This window comes from Paenibacillus sp. FSL H3-0469, assembly GCF_038051945.1.
Lineage (GTDB): Bacteria > Bacillota > Bacilli > Paenibacillales > Paenibacillaceae > Paenibacillus_AQ.
The window spans coordinates 3,742,094-3,757,823 of record NZ_CP150302.1 but is presented as its reverse complement, the minus strand read 5'-3'; the positions used below and the strand labels follow the sequence as shown (position 1 = coordinate 3,757,823).

Below are 15,730 nucleotides of genomic sequence, written 5' to 3'. Positions count from 1 at the left end.
GCGCGTTTTAGCCATCAGGAATATTTTTTGTGACAAATACACCGTTTTTAAAATATTTCTATTGCGTGACGGAAATGGTAACGATAACATAGAAGGTGATATGGATTAGAGAAACTTGCTTGACAACACTCTCAGGGAGGGATTGCCATGCTGCTTGCAGAAGCTGCCGCGCAAGAACCGTCTAAATTTCATACCTTCGATGCGTTTATGATTGTATTCACGATCCTGATACTTATCGGTGTGGTCCGGCTGCTTAGAGCTCCGCAGAAGAACAAATTTGCCATCGGTTTTGCAGTGGTAAGCCTGCTGGTTTTTGTGGTATCCGATTATGCAATGATTATGAACTGGTTCAGCTAGAGTAGAGCACACATAACCTCAAATGCAAGTTCATCTTAAAGACACCTTTACCGCCTGCGGCGATCCTAAAGGCGTCTTTTTTTGAAGATAAGAATTTATATGCTTCGAGCGCAGGAAAGAAGGGGAGAGCCATGGGAATAGGGAGGAGCGGGATTGTCCGGGCTAGTGTGGTACTGCCGGGTATTCTGCTGATATCATTGTCGGGAATCATAGGTCCAGCCGGTGTTATTCATGGGGTGGGCTACGGAGAGGCAGGAGCATTAGCGGCTGATAGAGGCACGGCTGTCAACGTAATGAAGGGCGGACAAGCAGGTATTGTGCAAAAGGAGAGTAAGGGACAATGGAGCCAGCCTGCAGCAGCAGATCCGGTTCCGCAAATCATAAGCAAAGTCTCGCCGTCTGTAGTCGGCATTATCGGCAAAACGGGCGGAGAAACCGGCGGGCCGGATGACCGTTACAATCTGACCCACGGCTCCGGGATTATCGTCAGCGCAGACGGATGGATCATTACCAATGCCCATGTTATGGCTGGGCTGGAGAAGGCAGTAGTGGTCACCTCAGACGGGACGAGCTATAACATCACAGATACATACTCGGACGAATTCAGTGATCTTGCATTGGTAAAAATCAAAGCCAAAGCCTTAAAACCCGCAACCTTCGCAGGCAGCGCCGCCAATCTTCAGGTAGGGGAGAAGGTGATAGCGATCGGGACACCGATCTCTTTTTCCCTGAGAAATTCGGCTACTGTAGGTGTAATCAGCGGTCTCAACCGTTCGGTGGATGCGGCGTACCGGCTGATTCAGAGCGATACGGCGATCAATCCCGGCAACAGCGGCGGACCGCTGGTTAACATGAAGGGGGAGGTACTCGGGGTCAACAGTATGAAGTTCGCAGCTGTGGGTGTAGAGAATATGGGTTTCTCGATTCCCGCAGATACGATGAAGTACATCATGAATCAGCTGCTCCAATATGGAGAGGTCCGGCGTCCGAGCCTTGGAGTGGAGCTTGAGGAGAGCTGGCCCGTGATTGTCGGACTGCCGGTGCAGGAGCCATTGACGGTGACGAAGGTGCTTACGGCAGAAGCGCGCAAGGCAGGGATCACGTCAGGCGATGCCCTCTATGCGATAGACGGACACCGGGTTACCTCACTTGTCGATGTTAATGAGTTATTCAGACAGTACAAGCCGGGGGCAGTGGTCAAGCTGCTGATGCAGAGTGACGGCGATATCGTGGCCAGAAGCCTTGTTCTTGGACAAGGTGACCCTCTGGTGAACGCCGCTAAGACGGAGGGGGAGACCGATGATCAGACGACAGAGTGAGGAGGCGGTAGTTACAGCCGGGCCGGGCAGCAGGGCGGGACATCTACGGCGCGGAGTGTCAGTTATTGTAGTCCTGTTGTTGCTGCTCAGCCTATTTCCTGTGGGAAAGGCTCAGGCGGCGGAGGGGGGATTGCTACAGCTTAGTCTTCAAGCGGGCAGTACTTCCGCAACGGTTAACGGGAAGCCGGTTACGATTCCGAAGCCTTTTTCGGAGAATGGAACGCTGCTGGTCCCGCTGGGGATTTTCAAAAAAGCCTTCGGCAGCACCGTCTCCCTGCAAGGCGATGATGTGGTGAAAATTATGTACGGACCGCATACCGGTGCAATGACGATAGGCAGCACGACTGCCTGGAAGGATGGTGTCAAAATCAAGCTCGCCGCGCCCCCGCGTATGGTATCAGGTGTGCTGATGGTGCCGCTGAGGTTCGTGGCTGAAGTGCTCGGCGCGCGGGTGGCTCCAGCGGAGGGCGGTGGGGTACTGGTTACGCTATCTCCTCCGGTAGCGGTTGTAGGCGTTGAAGCGCAGAGCGGGATTGACAGTGACGCCGGCAAAACCCGGATCGGCAACAGTTATCTGGAGTGGAGCATGAACTATCCGCCGGGGCTTGTGGTAGGCGACAGCGGCGGGAATGAGAGCGTAGCGACTTTTACGAGTGCAGAGAACGGGTACTATCTGGAGGTGCACGCTTCGCCGCTGGCCGTTCCGCTTGATCCCGAAGGGCTGCTGGAGAATCTGGTCCGCTCCTCGGAGGAGGGAGGGGAGACTGTGCTGGACCGGGAGGCTGTACCTACGGCCAAGGTTCCTTATGCCCGGACTGTGAGCAAGGATTCGAGCGGTGCGCTCTGGGAGGGCAGGCAATATTATGCCGGAGGCAGGCTGTATGAGATCTATCTGACAGATGATAATGCAGCGAATTATAAGGACCTGGGCAAATATGCGGCGCTGCTGAATTCTTTCCAGCCCTCTTTTGACGCATCCGACCGGAGCATCCGCGACCTGTCCACCATCCGCAACGGGCTGCGCGAAGGCTACAACGACGATTACGGGATTGCGCTTAAGGTCCCTGCCGACTGGAGTGCGGATGACCAGCAGCTCTACTATGCAGGCAAACAGGGGAGTTATCTGCGTGTAAAAGTAAGCTCCGCCCCTGCGGGCTCCACGCTGGCAAGCTGGAACCAGGAGCTGCTGTCTCAGCTCCGCGACACCTATATGGCTGAGGCCTACACCTTGAAGGACAGCGTAGCGGGCAAGGTCTCCGGTGAGCGGGTGCTGATCAATGAGATCGGACTTAACCCGGGCAGCGGGTGGAGCACTGAATATCAGATTTTGCTGCTGAAGAACGGGTACCGTTATTATTTTGAATATGTTGCGGCTTCCGGGCCGGGGCAGAGTAGTGATCAGGCGCGCTTCACAGAGGTGCTGAACTCGATTGATATTGATTTTGCGCAGACCAAGAGTAACTTTGGACGCCTGGCTTCAGAGGATTATACCCAGCTCAGCCAGAAGTCGGTCACCAAAACCTCCAAGACTTACGGCTATAAGCTCGAGATTCCGCGGCTGTGGAGCCCGGTTCAGGATCTGTTTGAGAGCCAGAGCGTGGAATACCGCTTCACCGGCGGCCGGTTCCAGCTCTATGCCAGCCCCGAGGTTACGCCGGAATATGCCGTCGGCCAGCTGCAGGGCTACTACCAGAACACCAAGCAAGATCCCAAGGGTCCGCAGATAAAAAACGTCACAGAAACCACCTTTGCCGGTATGCCAGCCACCATACTCACAGTAGAGCAGACCAAGAATAGCATCCCGGTGGGCAAGAAGATCATCGTCTTCAGCCGCAACGATGTAGTCTATACGCTCACTATCACACTGAACACCGCCAACGCTACGGCGAGCCAGCAGGCGGTACTGGAGCGGGTGCTGGGGTCGTTTGGGTGGGTGGGGGAGTAGGAGGGTATATACAAAAACAACGTCCCAAGCTGCTGATCAGCTGGGACGTTGTTTTGTAAGATACGAATAAAATAATTACTTAAGCCTGATAAACAAAATTATGCTTTACATCCTTTAACAGCGGTGCTTGTTCATCCTTAGCAGATAGTACAGGAACTACATTGATCGGCCATTCAATGGCAATATCGGGGTCATTCCACAGAATTCCGCCGTCACATTCAGGCGCGTACAGCTCATCGCACTTGTACTGCACCTCGACATCCTCTGTTAGCGTCATGAAGCCATGGGCGAACCCTTTGGGGATGAGCAGCTGTTTCTTGTTCTCGGCGTTCAGTTCAATGCCAAACCACTTGCCATATGAAGGACTGCCTTGACGGATATCCACAGCTACATCAAAGATCGAACCGCGTGTACAGCGTACAAGCTTGGTCTGTGCCTTTGGGTTCAGCTGGAAGTGAAGTCCGCGCAGAGTACCTTTTACAGCGGAATAAGACTGATTGTCCTGAACGAACTGATAGCGGAGGTCTTGCTCATGGAATTTAGCCTCGCTGTAGGTCTCCATGAACCAGCCGCGGTGGTCTCCAAAGACTGCCGGTTCAACGACGAGAACATCTTCCAGATGGGTTTTGATAAACTTCATCGTATCCACTCTTTCTTTGGTTTAAAATTGAATTTTACCTGTAGCAACCTTAATTAAATATTGGCCGTATCCGGTCTTGCTCAGCTTATGTCCGCATTCCAGGAGATGTTCCTTAGTGATCCAGCCATTGACATAAGCAATTTCTTCGGGTGCAGAGATTTTGATCCCCTGATGGTCTTCAATCGTTCTGACGAAGTTGGTGGCATCTACCAGACTCTGGTGGGTTCCGGTATCGAGCCAAGTAAATCCGCGTCCAAGCAGAGCAACATCCAGCTCACCCAGCTTCAGATAGGCTTCATTAATCGAAGTGATTTCCAGCTCGCCGCGGTGCGACGGCTTGACTTCCTTAGCAATAGAAATTACCCGGTTGTCATAGAAATAAAGGCCGGTAACCGCATAATTGGATTTTGGATGCTCCGGTTTCTCTTCGATGCTGAGGACCTTGCCGTCTCCGTCAAATTCCACCACACCAAAGCGTTCGGGATCGGGAACATGGTAGCCGAATACAGTCGCCCCGCTTGTTTTATCGGCAGCTTGCTTTAACATTCTAGTCATGCCGTTGCCGTAATATATATTATCTCCGAGCACCATAGCTACGGAGTCTTCCCCAATGAAGTCTTCCCCCAGAATAAAAGCCTGCGCCAGCCCGTCCGGACTTGGCTGAACCTTGTATTGCAACGAGATTCCGAACTGGGAGCCGTCGCCGAGTAAATTTTCAAAGCGCGGTGTGTCTTCAGCGGTGGAAATGATCAGAATTTCTTTGATGCCTGCCAGCATTAATGTGGACAGAGGATAATAAATCATGGGTTTATCATAAACCGGCAGTAATTGTTTGCTGGTTACCATTGTGAGAGGGTATAGCCGGGTACCGCTTCCTCCCGCAAGAATTATGCCTTTCATAACTGTTTCAACTCTCCTTTTGCTGCATATAAATTTTGGGAACGATGAGATCATTTACGTATTTATTCTTTTCTATTCATATTTTACGCTGGTTCTTCTTCATTTGTCTATTCAAGCAGGAGCTCCTGGCTTATTTTAAGATAGATCCCTAGGGAAAGCAAAATCCAAGTGTTGCTATTTTACTGGCAGAGTACTGTGATATTTGATACAATTAATAAGTTAAAAAGCTGTAAATGACCCGCCGAACAGGCGGTTTGGGAGGATATAAATGAAAGAGCAAGGAATACGCAGAGAAGACGTAGAGCTGCTGGCTCCGGCGGGAGATTGGGACTGCATGCGTGCAGCGGTGGCGAACGGGGCGGATGCTGTCTTTTTTGGCGTAGAGAAATTTAATGCACGGGCCAGAGCGAACAACTTCCGGATGGACGAGCTGCCGGAGATTATGGCGTTTCTGCACAGCTATGGCGTGAAGGGGTTCCTGACCTTTAATATACTGGTGTTCGAGAATGAGCTGCCGGATGCCAAGGGACTGATTGATGCCTGTGTGGACGCTGGTGTAGATGCTGTAATTGTTCAAGACTTGGGGCTGGTGAAGATGATCCGTGAGATCTCTCCGGACTTCCCGATTCACGGTTCTACACAGATGACGATTACCTCGCCGGAAGCGGTGGAATTCACGAAGCCGTGGGGGCTGGAACGCGTCGTACTCGGCCGTGAAAATAATCTGAAGCAGATCCGCACGATTGGCGAGCAAGCCCGCCTGCCGATGGAGGTCTTCGTGCACGGTGCGCTCTGTGTGTCTTATTCGGGCCAGTGTCTAACCTCTGAAATGTGGGGCGGACGTTCAGCGAACCGCGGGGAATGCGCCCAGGCCTGCCGTCTGCCGTATGATCTGATGATTGACGGTGAAGTGAAGCCGATGGGCGATGTGACTTATCTTCTGTCGCCGAAGGATCTTGCCGCCATCGATCTGATGCCGGAGCTGATTGAAGCCGGAGTGACTTCGTTCAAAATCGAAGGCCGGCTCAAAACCCCGGAGTATGTCGCTAATGTGGTCAGTAAGTACCGTAAGGCGATCGATAAGTATTTTGAAGGTAACTGGACGCCTACCTCGAAGGAGGATATGCGTGAGCTGCAACAGAGCTTCTCGCGCGGGTTCACGAACGGTTTCCTTGAAGGCACCAATAATAAGAAATTAGTCGATGGCACCTTCCCGAAAAGCCGCGGGGTGTACCTGGGCACCGTGGAGCAGATCCTGCGCGATGGCGTGGTCTGCCGCATTCATGCTCCGCTTAAACGCGGAGACGGCATTGTGTTCGACGCCGGAGATCCGACGAAGAAGGAAGAAGGCGGCCGCGTCTACGATCTGCGCCGCAAGGGCGTCAAGCTGGAAGGCGAAGCCGGTGAGGGCTGGATCATTGATATTGTTCCGGGCCGCAGTGACGTAGATCTGCGCCGTCTGCATGTGGGGGACCGCATCTGGAAGACGAACGACCCGGCACTCGACAAGGCGCTGCGCCAGTCCTACGAGACCGAGAAGCCGTACCGGGTATTCCCGGTTCATGTAAGAGTACAGGGCTGCGTAGGCGAGAAGCTGACGACCTGGTGGACGGACGTTCAGAAGAACGTCACTGTCCGTGTGGATTCGGAGCTCGCGCTGGAGACAGCGCAGAAGCGTCCGATGGATACCGCGCTGCTGGAAGAACAATTCGGCCGCCTGGGCGGGACCCTGTTCCAGCTTGAAGCGCTGGAGTCGCATCTGCAAGGCGACGTGATCGTGCCCATGCGCGAGCTGAACAGCATCCGCCGCCAGGCGGTGGAGCTGCTTGCAGGCGAGCGCCCTAAGCCTCCCGTATATGTGAAGCGGGAGGTAGAGGTCTACAGCGGCGCCTCCCGCAGGGGCGCCGCAGCGGGCAGCGGTGAAGCGGAGCTCACCGCGCTGTGCCGCAGCCTGCCGCAGGTGCAGGCTGCGCTCGAAGCCGGCGTAACGAATATTTACGCCGATTTCGAGTTCATCAAGCAGTTCCCGGCGGCAGTAGACGCTGTGCGGGCTGCTGGGGCCAGCATTGCGCTGGCCACCCCGCGCATCCATATGCCGAACGAGAACGGCTACCATGCCAACATCCTGCGGCTGCAGCCGGATGCTGTGCTGGTGCGCAACACCGGTGCGCTGTATTATTACCTGCGCCACCGGATGGAGCACCCGGATGCTGTGCATCCCCGGCTGATTGGCGATTTCTCGCTGAATATCGCCAATCACAGAGCCGTGGATCTGTTCCTGGACGCCGGTTGTGACAGGGTGACACCGTCGTATGACCTGAACATTCAGCAGATGGTCGATCTGCTCGGGCACAGTGACACCTCCCGCATGGAGGTTGTTATCCACCAGCATCTGCCGATGTTCCATACAGAACACTGCGTCTATTGTACCTTCATGAGTGAAGGCACGGACTACACCAACTGTGGCCGTCCTTGTGAGGAGCAGCGTGCGTCCTTACAGGACCGCATCGGCATGTCCCATCCCGTCCGTGTGGATGAAGGCTGCCGCAACACCGTCTATAACGCCGTCGAGCAGTCGGGCGCTGAATACCTCAATCACTTCCATGAGCTAGGCGTCGCTTCTTTCCGTGTAGAGTTCCTTGAAGAGACACCTGAGCAGGTAGAAGAGGTCATTAGCCTTTACAGCCGCGCACTGCGTGGTGAAATCTCCGGCACCCAGGTCTGGAAAAGCCTGAAGGCCACTAACCAGCTTGGCGTTACGCGCGGGCAACTGGTGAATGCGAAGTAAATGAATCATACCCAATCGCAAGAGGGCTGGTTTCGTGTGTTTCACGCATATAACTGGCTAAGGCCATAATAAAAGGCCCGGCAGAAACCGGGGCCATCCAATCAGATGGCTCCCGATTCTGCCGGGTCTGTTTTTGTATCCCTAACTATCCCGCCAAGTCTTTTATCCACCCGTGCTCCCTTACAACGGCAACAGCTCCGGCCAGATGTCCAGAGCTTCACCACAGGCCGGGCAGTTCACCTTTCCGGTGAGATAAGGCAATTGCTCCATCAGCTGACCGTTCTTGACGGCATGAGCTGCTTGCCATAGGCGTGCTAACGGGCTGTCTTCCGAACTGACGCTGCCAAGCGCGGAAGGCGTAACGGCTTGACCATTCTCCTTGCCGCTGAATACCGGGTCGTCAGAATAGGCGGTCATCCCGGGGCTGTTCTCATCCGGCCAGATATACATTTCCTCATAACAGCTCGGGCATCCGACCATGTATTCATCGCCTTCCGAATAGGTCAACAATATACCCGCTACTGCCCGATCTCCCCGGTAAGCAGCATCCGCAGCGAGGATGTATCGCTTCTCCTGGTCATCCTTTTGCGCCGATTCCGCATAGCGGAAGATCTCTTCCGACAGGTTGCCCAGGTATTCAATAGCAGTGAGGTAGGCCGTATAAATCTCTTGCACAAGCTCCTCAGCAAGCGGCGGGTTCTGGTGAGCAAACTCAGAAGGAAGATTTTCGCTGTTCACTGTCAGCTGATTCGTCAGGAAGATCCCGCAGTTCACGTAAATATCCAGTTTTACTTCGGGGTCATCCGACTGCCTGGCAAGCTGCGACAAATAAGGCACTGCGGCAAAAGTGCAGCTGTAGATCGTGTCCTGATGGAACAGGTGCTCCCAGTACAACTCATCTTTAACCTCGGTGCTATACTCCTTCCGCAACTGCTGCAGTAACCCGGGGACCGCTTCAGCAGGGCCGAAAGGGCCGTGAAGCTGTTGCCATACCGGACTGGATAAGTCTAACATGGATACCCTCCTCTTCGAATGGAAGTGCTGTATAGTGCTGTTATATCAACATCCAAAGGGAACGTCAACGCTGGGCGTTCACCCAGAGATCTTCGTCCCTGTTTGTCCCTGCCTCAGTATACTGCCCAAAATCAGCAGGAACTGTTATAATTGAGATTATGAGTATATCTGTTAAAGGAGCAATGAGATGAAGATCCGTAAAGCGATTATTCCCGCTGCCGGTCTGGGAACCCGCTTCCTGCCTGCGACCAAAGCGATGCCCAAAGAAATGCTGCCCATCGTAGACAAACCCACGATTCAATATATTGTTGAGGAGGCGGTTGCTTCTGGGATTGAAGATATTATTATTGTGACGGGTAAAGGCAAGCGTGCGATCGAAGACCATTTCGACAATTCATTTGAACTGGAATTCAATTTGGCTGAAAAGCAGAAGTGGGAGCTGCTGGAGTCAGTACGCAAATCGTCAGAAATGGCCGACATTCATTACATCCGCCAAAAAGAGCCCCGTGGCCTCGGACATGCCATCTGGTGTGCGCGGAAATTCATCGGCAACGAGCCGTTTGCGGTTCTGCTGGGAGACGACATCGTGGAGTCGAACAAGCCTTGTTTGAAGCAGATGATTGATGTGTACGATCAATATAGATCCTCCATTGTGGGTGTCCAACAGGTGCCTTGGGAAGAAGTTTCCCGCTACGGGGTGGTAGACGGATCTGAATTAGCAGAACGTGTCTATAAAGCCAACCGGCTTGTAGAAAAGCCGAAGCGTGAGGATGCCCCATCTAACCTAGCGATCCTTGGGCGTTATATCCTGACTCCGCGTATCTTCGATATGCTGGGTGAGCAGCAGGTTGGGGTAGGCGGCGAGATTCAGCTTACAGATGCGATTTCCCGTTTAAGTGAAGTGGAACGGATTATAGCTTATGATTTCGAAGGCAGACGGCATGACGTCGGTGAGAAGATGGGTTTTATCCAGACAAGCATTCACTACGCACTTCAGCATGAAGAGCTTAAGGAAGGGCTGTTGGAGTATTTGAAGCAGGTTATCGAGAACGAGGAGAGACTGTTTAGCAGGTAAGAAAACTATCGCTTATCTTCATGCGTATACTTATCCAACCTCTCCTAAATCATCATAAAAAGCGGCCTACTGTACTCAGACAGTAAGCCGCTTTTTTCTAAAACTGTTCTGCTATTCCGATCAGTACTGTGTCTTCACAACAGCCTCAATGGCTGCGGCTTCGGCCGGATCTGCGGCAACCAGCTTGTCATAGACTGGCTGATCAACTGCTGTTCCTGCTTTCTTCAGTGCTGCCAAGTACCAGCGTGCTATCTCGCGGTTAGTAGGATCACTGTAATCGTCACTTAAACCAAGCTTCAACGTTGCAGCAGCCACATCATTTTGTCCTGAGATAACCTGTAACTTACCCACATTTAGTGCAATAGCAGGAGTAACCGAGAACGGACGGCCCTGCAACTGCTCTGGCGGTAAAGTTTTCAGATGCTCCACACCATTCACAACATGCTTGTACGCATCCAGTCCAGCGGTGAGGTATTCCTGTTTCTTGGCCTCATCCTTCTGCTCATTAGCTGCCGCAGCAAGCGTCTGAGCACGGTTAATCAATGACTCATACCACGTGATATCCCAGTTGAACTTGTAGGCATTGTCACTGTATACTGCCAGTGCCATATCAGGTTGACCCTTCAGATCGTAATAACTGCCCAATTGAGCCAAAAGATTTTTGTTGTAAGGCTCGTCTTTCAAAGCGCGCGTTAACACATTAGACGCTTCAGCCAGATACTGTTCGTCTTGGGTTTGCTTGAATACCTGCATGTCAAGAGTAGATAGGTATAATGCTGCTTCCGGATGGTATGGACGGGCATCTAATGCTTTAACTAGAGGTGTTTTGATCTCCTCATAGGAAGTACTTACCGAAACTAAGTTTTTTCCTTTGAGCGCCGCATTACTTGACCCGATGTAGTTGATCGACAGGAACAGCAGGAATATCGTCCCGATGGTCAGTACAGCCATGTATCCCATCCGAATTTCGACTTTATTCCAGCTCTGACGGAGCGGTTTGTTATCCATTTCAGCGCCCATACCAGCCAAACCGATGAACACCAGAATACCCATGAACGCGTAACTCATATTAAAGTCCAGCAGACTGTGTACAAGGATAGACATCGCAATAATGTAGAAGAAGAACCCATTATGGAATTCATCCTTGTCACGCTTCAGGTAGGCACGGATGTATTTGTAGAAAATAAATCCGATAAAGCCCATAAATATAATGAACCCGACAATCCCGACTTCGATCAAATACTGCAAGAAGAAGTTATGAACCTGACGGCTTATATAAGGATTGTTCTGGTACTCTTCATATAAGGAAGCCCAACCGCCGCCGCCTGATCCGAGAATCGGATAGTCCTTCACTACCTTCATGGCATCCTTGTAGAAAGTGAAACGTTCGAGTACACTATGCTGTTTAAAGTTAATGTTCTCCAGCCGTGTCTCGATGTTATCCGGCAATACACTGCGGACGCTAGTCCCAATCAGCAGGAAAGCAACGATAGCCACAGCTACAACTGAGCCGAGAGGAATCCATAGTCCTGTGAATTTACGGGTGCCCGAGCTCCCTAGCTTCCCATGCAGCCAAGGTGCAACATAACGTTGAATCAACCATCCCAGAGCGGCCACTACTGCCGAGGCTCCGATCAGATAGGCCCAAGCCTTAAGTGCTGCTGATGAGGTGTAAGTAGTATTTAACTCTGTTCCAAGTGTAGTCAGCGGGTTAGTGACCAGCAGAGCCGCAAGGCCAGAAAGCGCAAGATGAATAATCCAGAGAATCTGCTGCGCTGGCTTCAGGAACAACAGGAGCAGGATGAACACTACAGGCAGCATGACAAGTCCCCCACGGGACAAGGTCAGCAGCAGAGATACAATGATAGGCACCAGCATGAAGCTGTGCGTCAGCGTGCCGTACCACTTTTTGGAGCGGACAAGGGAATACACCGCCACGAACAGGAAGGCCATGAGGAAGGCGGCATAAGTATTAGCATACTGGAAAATGGAAGTCAAACGCAGACCGTTAGAGTCCGTCATGACCGCATCCAAGTATTTACTATCCCGCACTGTATTGGAGAACCAACCTATCAGCCCCCCGGCAAATTTCCAGCTGCCAAGCCAGTTCAGCAGACCGAAACCGACGATGAAATAAGCAATCGCCAGAATAGCATTTTGAATGACAACATTTAGTTGCTTTTGTTGGAGCAAATATAACGCTATAATGAATACTGCGACATACATGCTCTGCACAAACAGCAGATTCATCGCCATATAATGCGAAGCAGCGCCAATAAGCGACAACGCGTAGGTAGCAGGCAACAGCAGCGAAGCCACAGCCAGCGCATCACGCTGTCCTTCCAGCCTGAACTTGGTGAAGTACAAGCCTATCCACACCAGCAGCAACAGGCTGCTGAGGAGTGAAGACAGATAGATCGGCTTCTCAAAATCAATCTGCTGCCCATTAAATAATCCCACTTGAAACGGAGCCCAGACCAAAAAAACAATGAACCCTATCGCTAACGCCCATATGTAACTGGATATCTTTTCAACATTTCTCGACTGAACCGCATTTTTACCGTATACTGGTTTCGACACGTTTTTAATCTCCTTTATCTGTAGGTACGAGGATATTTTAGCATAAGCGGTTAGAATCTTAAAGGAACATCAATTTTCAATTAATAAGGAGATAAGGAAATTGCTAAATTTACGCTTCTCACAAGAAACTAGTGCCAGAAACAACCTAATATATAGTCTGGCAAAAAATGATTTTAAAAAGAAGTTTAAAGGATCATATTTTGGAGTTTTTTGGGCTTTTGCAAATCCTCTCATTACTATTTTGCTATACTGGTTTGTTTTTCAGGTAGGGTTTCGCTCAGGAATTACAACCAGTGGTGCGCCATTCGTAGTTTGGTTAATCTGTGGAATGATACCTTGGTTTTATTTTGCTGAGGCTTTTGCGAATGCAACTTTAAGTTTTACTGAGTATAGTTTCTTAGTTAAGAAGGTTGTTTTTAAAATTAGTATTCTTCCTATTGTTAAAATAGTCTCTTCATTCTTTATTCACTTATTTTTTCTTTTATTTTTATTTTTAATATTAATATTTTATGGGATATATCCTGATATTTATTGGATTCAAGTTATCTATTACATAGCAGGAATGATAATCTTGCTGATTGGTGTTAGTTTTATTACTTCATCCATTGTTCCGTTCTTTAGAGATATGAATCAAATTGTATCCATAATTGTCCAAATTGGATTTTGGCTAACTCCCATTGTATGGTCTTTAGATATTACACCTCCCAAATATCAATTTTTATTTAAATTGAATCCTTTTTATTATATTGCAGAAGGCTATCGAGATTGTTTCCTCAACAAGATGTGGTTTTGGGAGAAACCGTTTGAAACTTTATATTTTTGGATTGTTGCTTTCAGTTTGTTATTAGTTGGTGGTTTACTCTATAAAAAATTAAAACCTCACTTTGCAGATGTGCTTTAGAATTAAGGAGTGTAAAAATGGAGAATGTAATTGAAATAAATGAGCTTACAAAGATATACAAATTATATAGAAACCCTGTAGATAGATTGAAAGAATCTTTAAGTTTATTTGGTAAAAATTATCACAAGGATTTTTTTGCTCTGAATAGTATGACGTTAAATGTTCAAAAAGGAGAAGCTTTAGGTATTATTGGAAAAAACGGCTCTGGTAAATCTACGCTTCTAAAGATAATGACAGGAGTATTGTCACCAACTTCTGGTAAGTTATCTGTTAAAGGGAGAATATCTGCGCTATTAGAACTAGGGGCAGGATTTAATCCTGACTTCTCTGGTCTGGAAAATGTTTATCTAAATGGCACGATGATGGGGATGAGCAAGGAAGATGTTGATAAGAAGGTTGACGATATTACTGCCTTTGCAGATATTGGTGACTTTATTCATCAACCGGTGAAAACATATTCGAGTGGTATGTTTGTTAGATTAGCCTTTGCTGTAGCGATTAATGTTGAACCTGAGATACTTATTGTTGATGAAGCCTTATCAGTAGGTGATATATTCTTCCAAGCAAAGTGTTTTAAAAAATTCAGTGAATTTAAGGATCAAGGTAAGACGATAATATTTGTTACTCATGATATGAGCAGCGTAATGAAATATTGTGACAGGGTCATTGTTATGAATGAGGGCGTCATCATTGATGAAGGGGCGCCTGGTCCTATGATTGACATTTATAAAAAAATATTGGTTAATCAATATTCTAAAGTGGAAAGCGTAGATGTTAAAAACACATTAGTTGAAAATCAGTGGAAAAAAGGGATTAATATTAATCCTTCCTTTAGTGATTATGGAAATAATAAAGCGCAAATTATTGACTTTGGAGTTTTTGATCATTCGGGAGATTTGACGAATGTTATTATGAAGGGAAAAGAGTTTAAACTGAAAATCAAAGTGCGTTTCAATGAGGATATAGTAGATCCCATTTTTGCTTTTAGTATCAAGGATATTCGTGGTACCGAAATAACTGGAACGAATACGATGCTGGAATCAATTAATACCGGATTAATCAAGAAAGATGATATATACATGATTGAATTTTCTCAGAACATTGCTTTGCAGGGTGGGGATTATCTTATATCTTTTGGTTGCACGGGATATGAGGGTAATGAGTTTGTTGTATACAATCGGCTATACGATATTTTTAGCATTCATGTAATTGCAAATAAGAACAGCGTTGGTTTTTTTGATATGGACTCGAATATAAAAGTTTTGAAAAGCGAAGGGACTGTACTAAATGGATAATTCTGAAGACCGGCGACTTAATTATTCGTTTTATAGTGGAGTGGATTTATACTCCGATGGAGAAATTGAAGATGAAATGCTTAATTTGGTCAAAAGTAATGCTGATTTAGAAACAGTCATTGCAACTGATGATCGATGGCCTGTACTGTATCATTTTTCTAACAAGAGACAAAACCTATTAGAGTGGTATCCGTTTGAAGAAGGAACTGAAGTTCTGGAAATTGGAGCTGGGTGTGGCGCAATTACTGGAATGTTGTGCGATAAATGTGGATATGTAACCTCTGTAGAACTTTCGCAGAAACGATCATTAATTAATTATCATCGTAATAAAGATAAGAGGAATTTCGAGATAATTGTAGGTAATTTGAATGATATTACTTTTGATAAGCAGTTTGACTATATAACTCTTGTAGGGGTGTTGGAATATGCTGCAATGTATACTGCATCCGAATCCCCTTATATTGACTTTTTGAAAAATATAAAAAAGAATTTAAAGCCGGGCGGTACTTTGATAATTGCAATTGAGAATAAGTTTGGCTTGAAGTATTGGGCGGGAAGTAAAGAGGATCATACAGGGCTTTTATTTGATGGTTTGGAAAATTATCCCTCTAATCATAAAATTCAAACCTTCTCCAAACTAGAATTAATCAATATCATTACTGAGGCTGGATTTGAAAAAAATAAATTTTACTATCCATTTCCTGACTATAAATTTTCGGACTCTATATATTCTGACGAAAGGTTGCCGAAAATTGGGGAATTGCAAAATGTAATTAATAATTACGATCAATCAAGAGCCATTCTTTTTAATGAACAAGCAGTTTATGATAATATTCTTTTCAGTGCAAAAGAATATCCTTTTTTCTCTAATTCTTTTTTGGTTTTTTCAAAATGAATTGATTACCTATTCTTGAGG

General features: G+C 48.2%; 12 protein-coding genes. 8 read left to right on the top strand and 4 right to left on the bottom strand.

Annotation, left to right across the window (positions count from 1 at the left end; genetic code table 11):
• Window positions 1-147: 147 nt before the first annotated feature.
• From NSS83_RS16505 to NSS83_RS16495, 3 genes are all read left to right on the top strand, one after another.
• On the top strand, window positions 148-357 hold the full coding sequence (locus NSS83_RS16505) for a hypothetical protein (protein ID WP_036721132.1): 210 nt from the start codon (window positions 148-150) through the stop codon (window positions 355-357).
• A gap of 131 nt (window positions 358-488) precedes the next feature.
• Complete coding sequence (locus tag NSS83_RS16500; RefSeq protein WP_341183686.1) at window positions 489-1,676, top strand: trypsin-like peptidase domain-containing protein; 1,188 nt, start codon at window positions 489-491, stop codon at window positions 1,674-1,676.
• The gene (locus NSS83_RS16495; protein WP_341348663.1) at window positions 1,657-3,621 is read left to right on the top strand and encodes a stalk domain-containing protein; all 1,965 of its coding nucleotides are present in this window, start codon (window positions 1,657-1,659) and stop codon (window positions 3,619-3,621) included. The genes NSS83_RS16500 and NSS83_RS16495 overlap by 20 nt, the downstream gene beginning before the upstream one ends.
• Window positions 3,622-3,700: 79 nt before the next feature.
• On the opposite strand, the gene rfbC is transcribed toward NSS83_RS16495, so the two are convergent.
• Both rfbC and rfbA read right to left on the bottom strand, forming a co-directional pair.
• The gene (rfbC, locus tag NSS83_RS16490; RefSeq protein ID WP_341348662.1) at window positions 3,701-4,261 is read right to left on the bottom strand and encodes a dTDP-4-dehydrorhamnose 3,5-epimerase; all 561 of its coding nucleotides are present in this window, start codon (window positions 4,259-4,261) and stop codon (window positions 3,701-3,703) included.
• A gap of 21 nt (window positions 4,262-4,282) precedes the next feature.
• The gene (rfbA, locus tag NSS83_RS16485) at window positions 4,283-5,161 is read right to left on the bottom strand and encodes a glucose-1-phosphate thymidylyltransferase RfbA (protein WP_341348661.1); all 879 of its coding nucleotides are present in this window, start codon (window positions 5,159-5,161) and stop codon (window positions 4,283-4,285) included.
• A 268-nt stretch (window positions 5,162-5,429) separates the two neighbouring features.
• Between rfbA and NSS83_RS16480 the strand changes: the two genes are divergently transcribed.
• Window positions 5,430-7,949 (top strand): DUF3656 domain-containing protein, encoded by a 2,520-nt coding sequence (locus NSS83_RS16480; protein ID WP_341348660.1) that lies wholly within the window; start codon window positions 5,430-5,432, stop codon window positions 7,947-7,949.
• 180 nt (window positions 7,950-8,129) lie between these two features.
• On the opposite strand, the gene NSS83_RS16475 is transcribed toward NSS83_RS16480, so the two are convergent.
• A complete protein-coding gene (locus tag NSS83_RS16475; RefSeq protein ID WP_341348659.1) occupies window positions 8,130-8,963 on the bottom strand; it encodes a hypothetical protein in 834 nt (277 codons plus the stop codon).
• Between the two features lie 187 nt (window positions 8,964-9,150).
• Here NSS83_RS16475 and galU point away from each other — a divergent pair, with 187 nt between their 5' ends.
• Complete coding sequence (galU, locus tag NSS83_RS16470; protein WP_341348658.1) at window positions 9,151-10,038, top strand: UTP--glucose-1-phosphate uridylyltransferase GalU; 888 nt, start codon at window positions 9,151-9,153, stop codon at window positions 10,036-10,038.
• A gap of 120 nt (window positions 10,039-10,158) precedes the next feature.
• Here galU and NSS83_RS16465 read toward each other — a convergent pair whose 3' ends face one another.
• Window positions 10,159-12,618, bottom strand: coding sequence for an O-antigen ligase family protein (locus NSS83_RS16465; protein WP_341348657.1), 2,460 nt, complete (start codon window positions 12,616-12,618; stop codon window positions 10,159-10,161).
• A gap of 100 nt (window positions 12,619-12,718) precedes the next feature.
• Between NSS83_RS16465 and NSS83_RS16460 the strand changes: the two genes are divergently transcribed.
• Genes NSS83_RS16460 through NSS83_RS16450 form a run of 3 tightly spaced genes read left to right on the top strand, consistent with a single transcriptional unit; the run spans window position 12,719 to window position 15,709 of the window.
• Window positions 12,719-13,519, top strand: a complete 801-nt coding sequence (locus NSS83_RS16460; RefSeq protein ID WP_341348656.1) for an ABC transporter permease — start codon at window positions 12,719-12,721, stop codon at window positions 13,517-13,519.
• A gap of 17 nt (window positions 13,520-13,536) precedes the next feature.
• Window positions 13,537-14,814: an ABC transporter ATP-binding protein gene (locus NSS83_RS16455; protein ID WP_341348655.1), complete on the top strand. Its 1,278-nt coding sequence runs from the start codon at window positions 13,537-13,539 to the stop codon at window positions 14,812-14,814.
• Window positions 14,807-15,709 carry a class I SAM-dependent methyltransferase gene (locus NSS83_RS16450; RefSeq protein ID WP_341348654.1) on the top strand — a complete coding sequence of 301 codons (903 nt, stop codon included), beginning with the start codon at window positions 14,807-14,809 and terminating at the stop codon, window positions 15,707-15,709. Before NSS83_RS16455 ends, NSS83_RS16450 begins: the two co-directional genes overlap by 8 nt.
• Window positions 15,710-15,730: the final 21 nt, after the last annotated feature.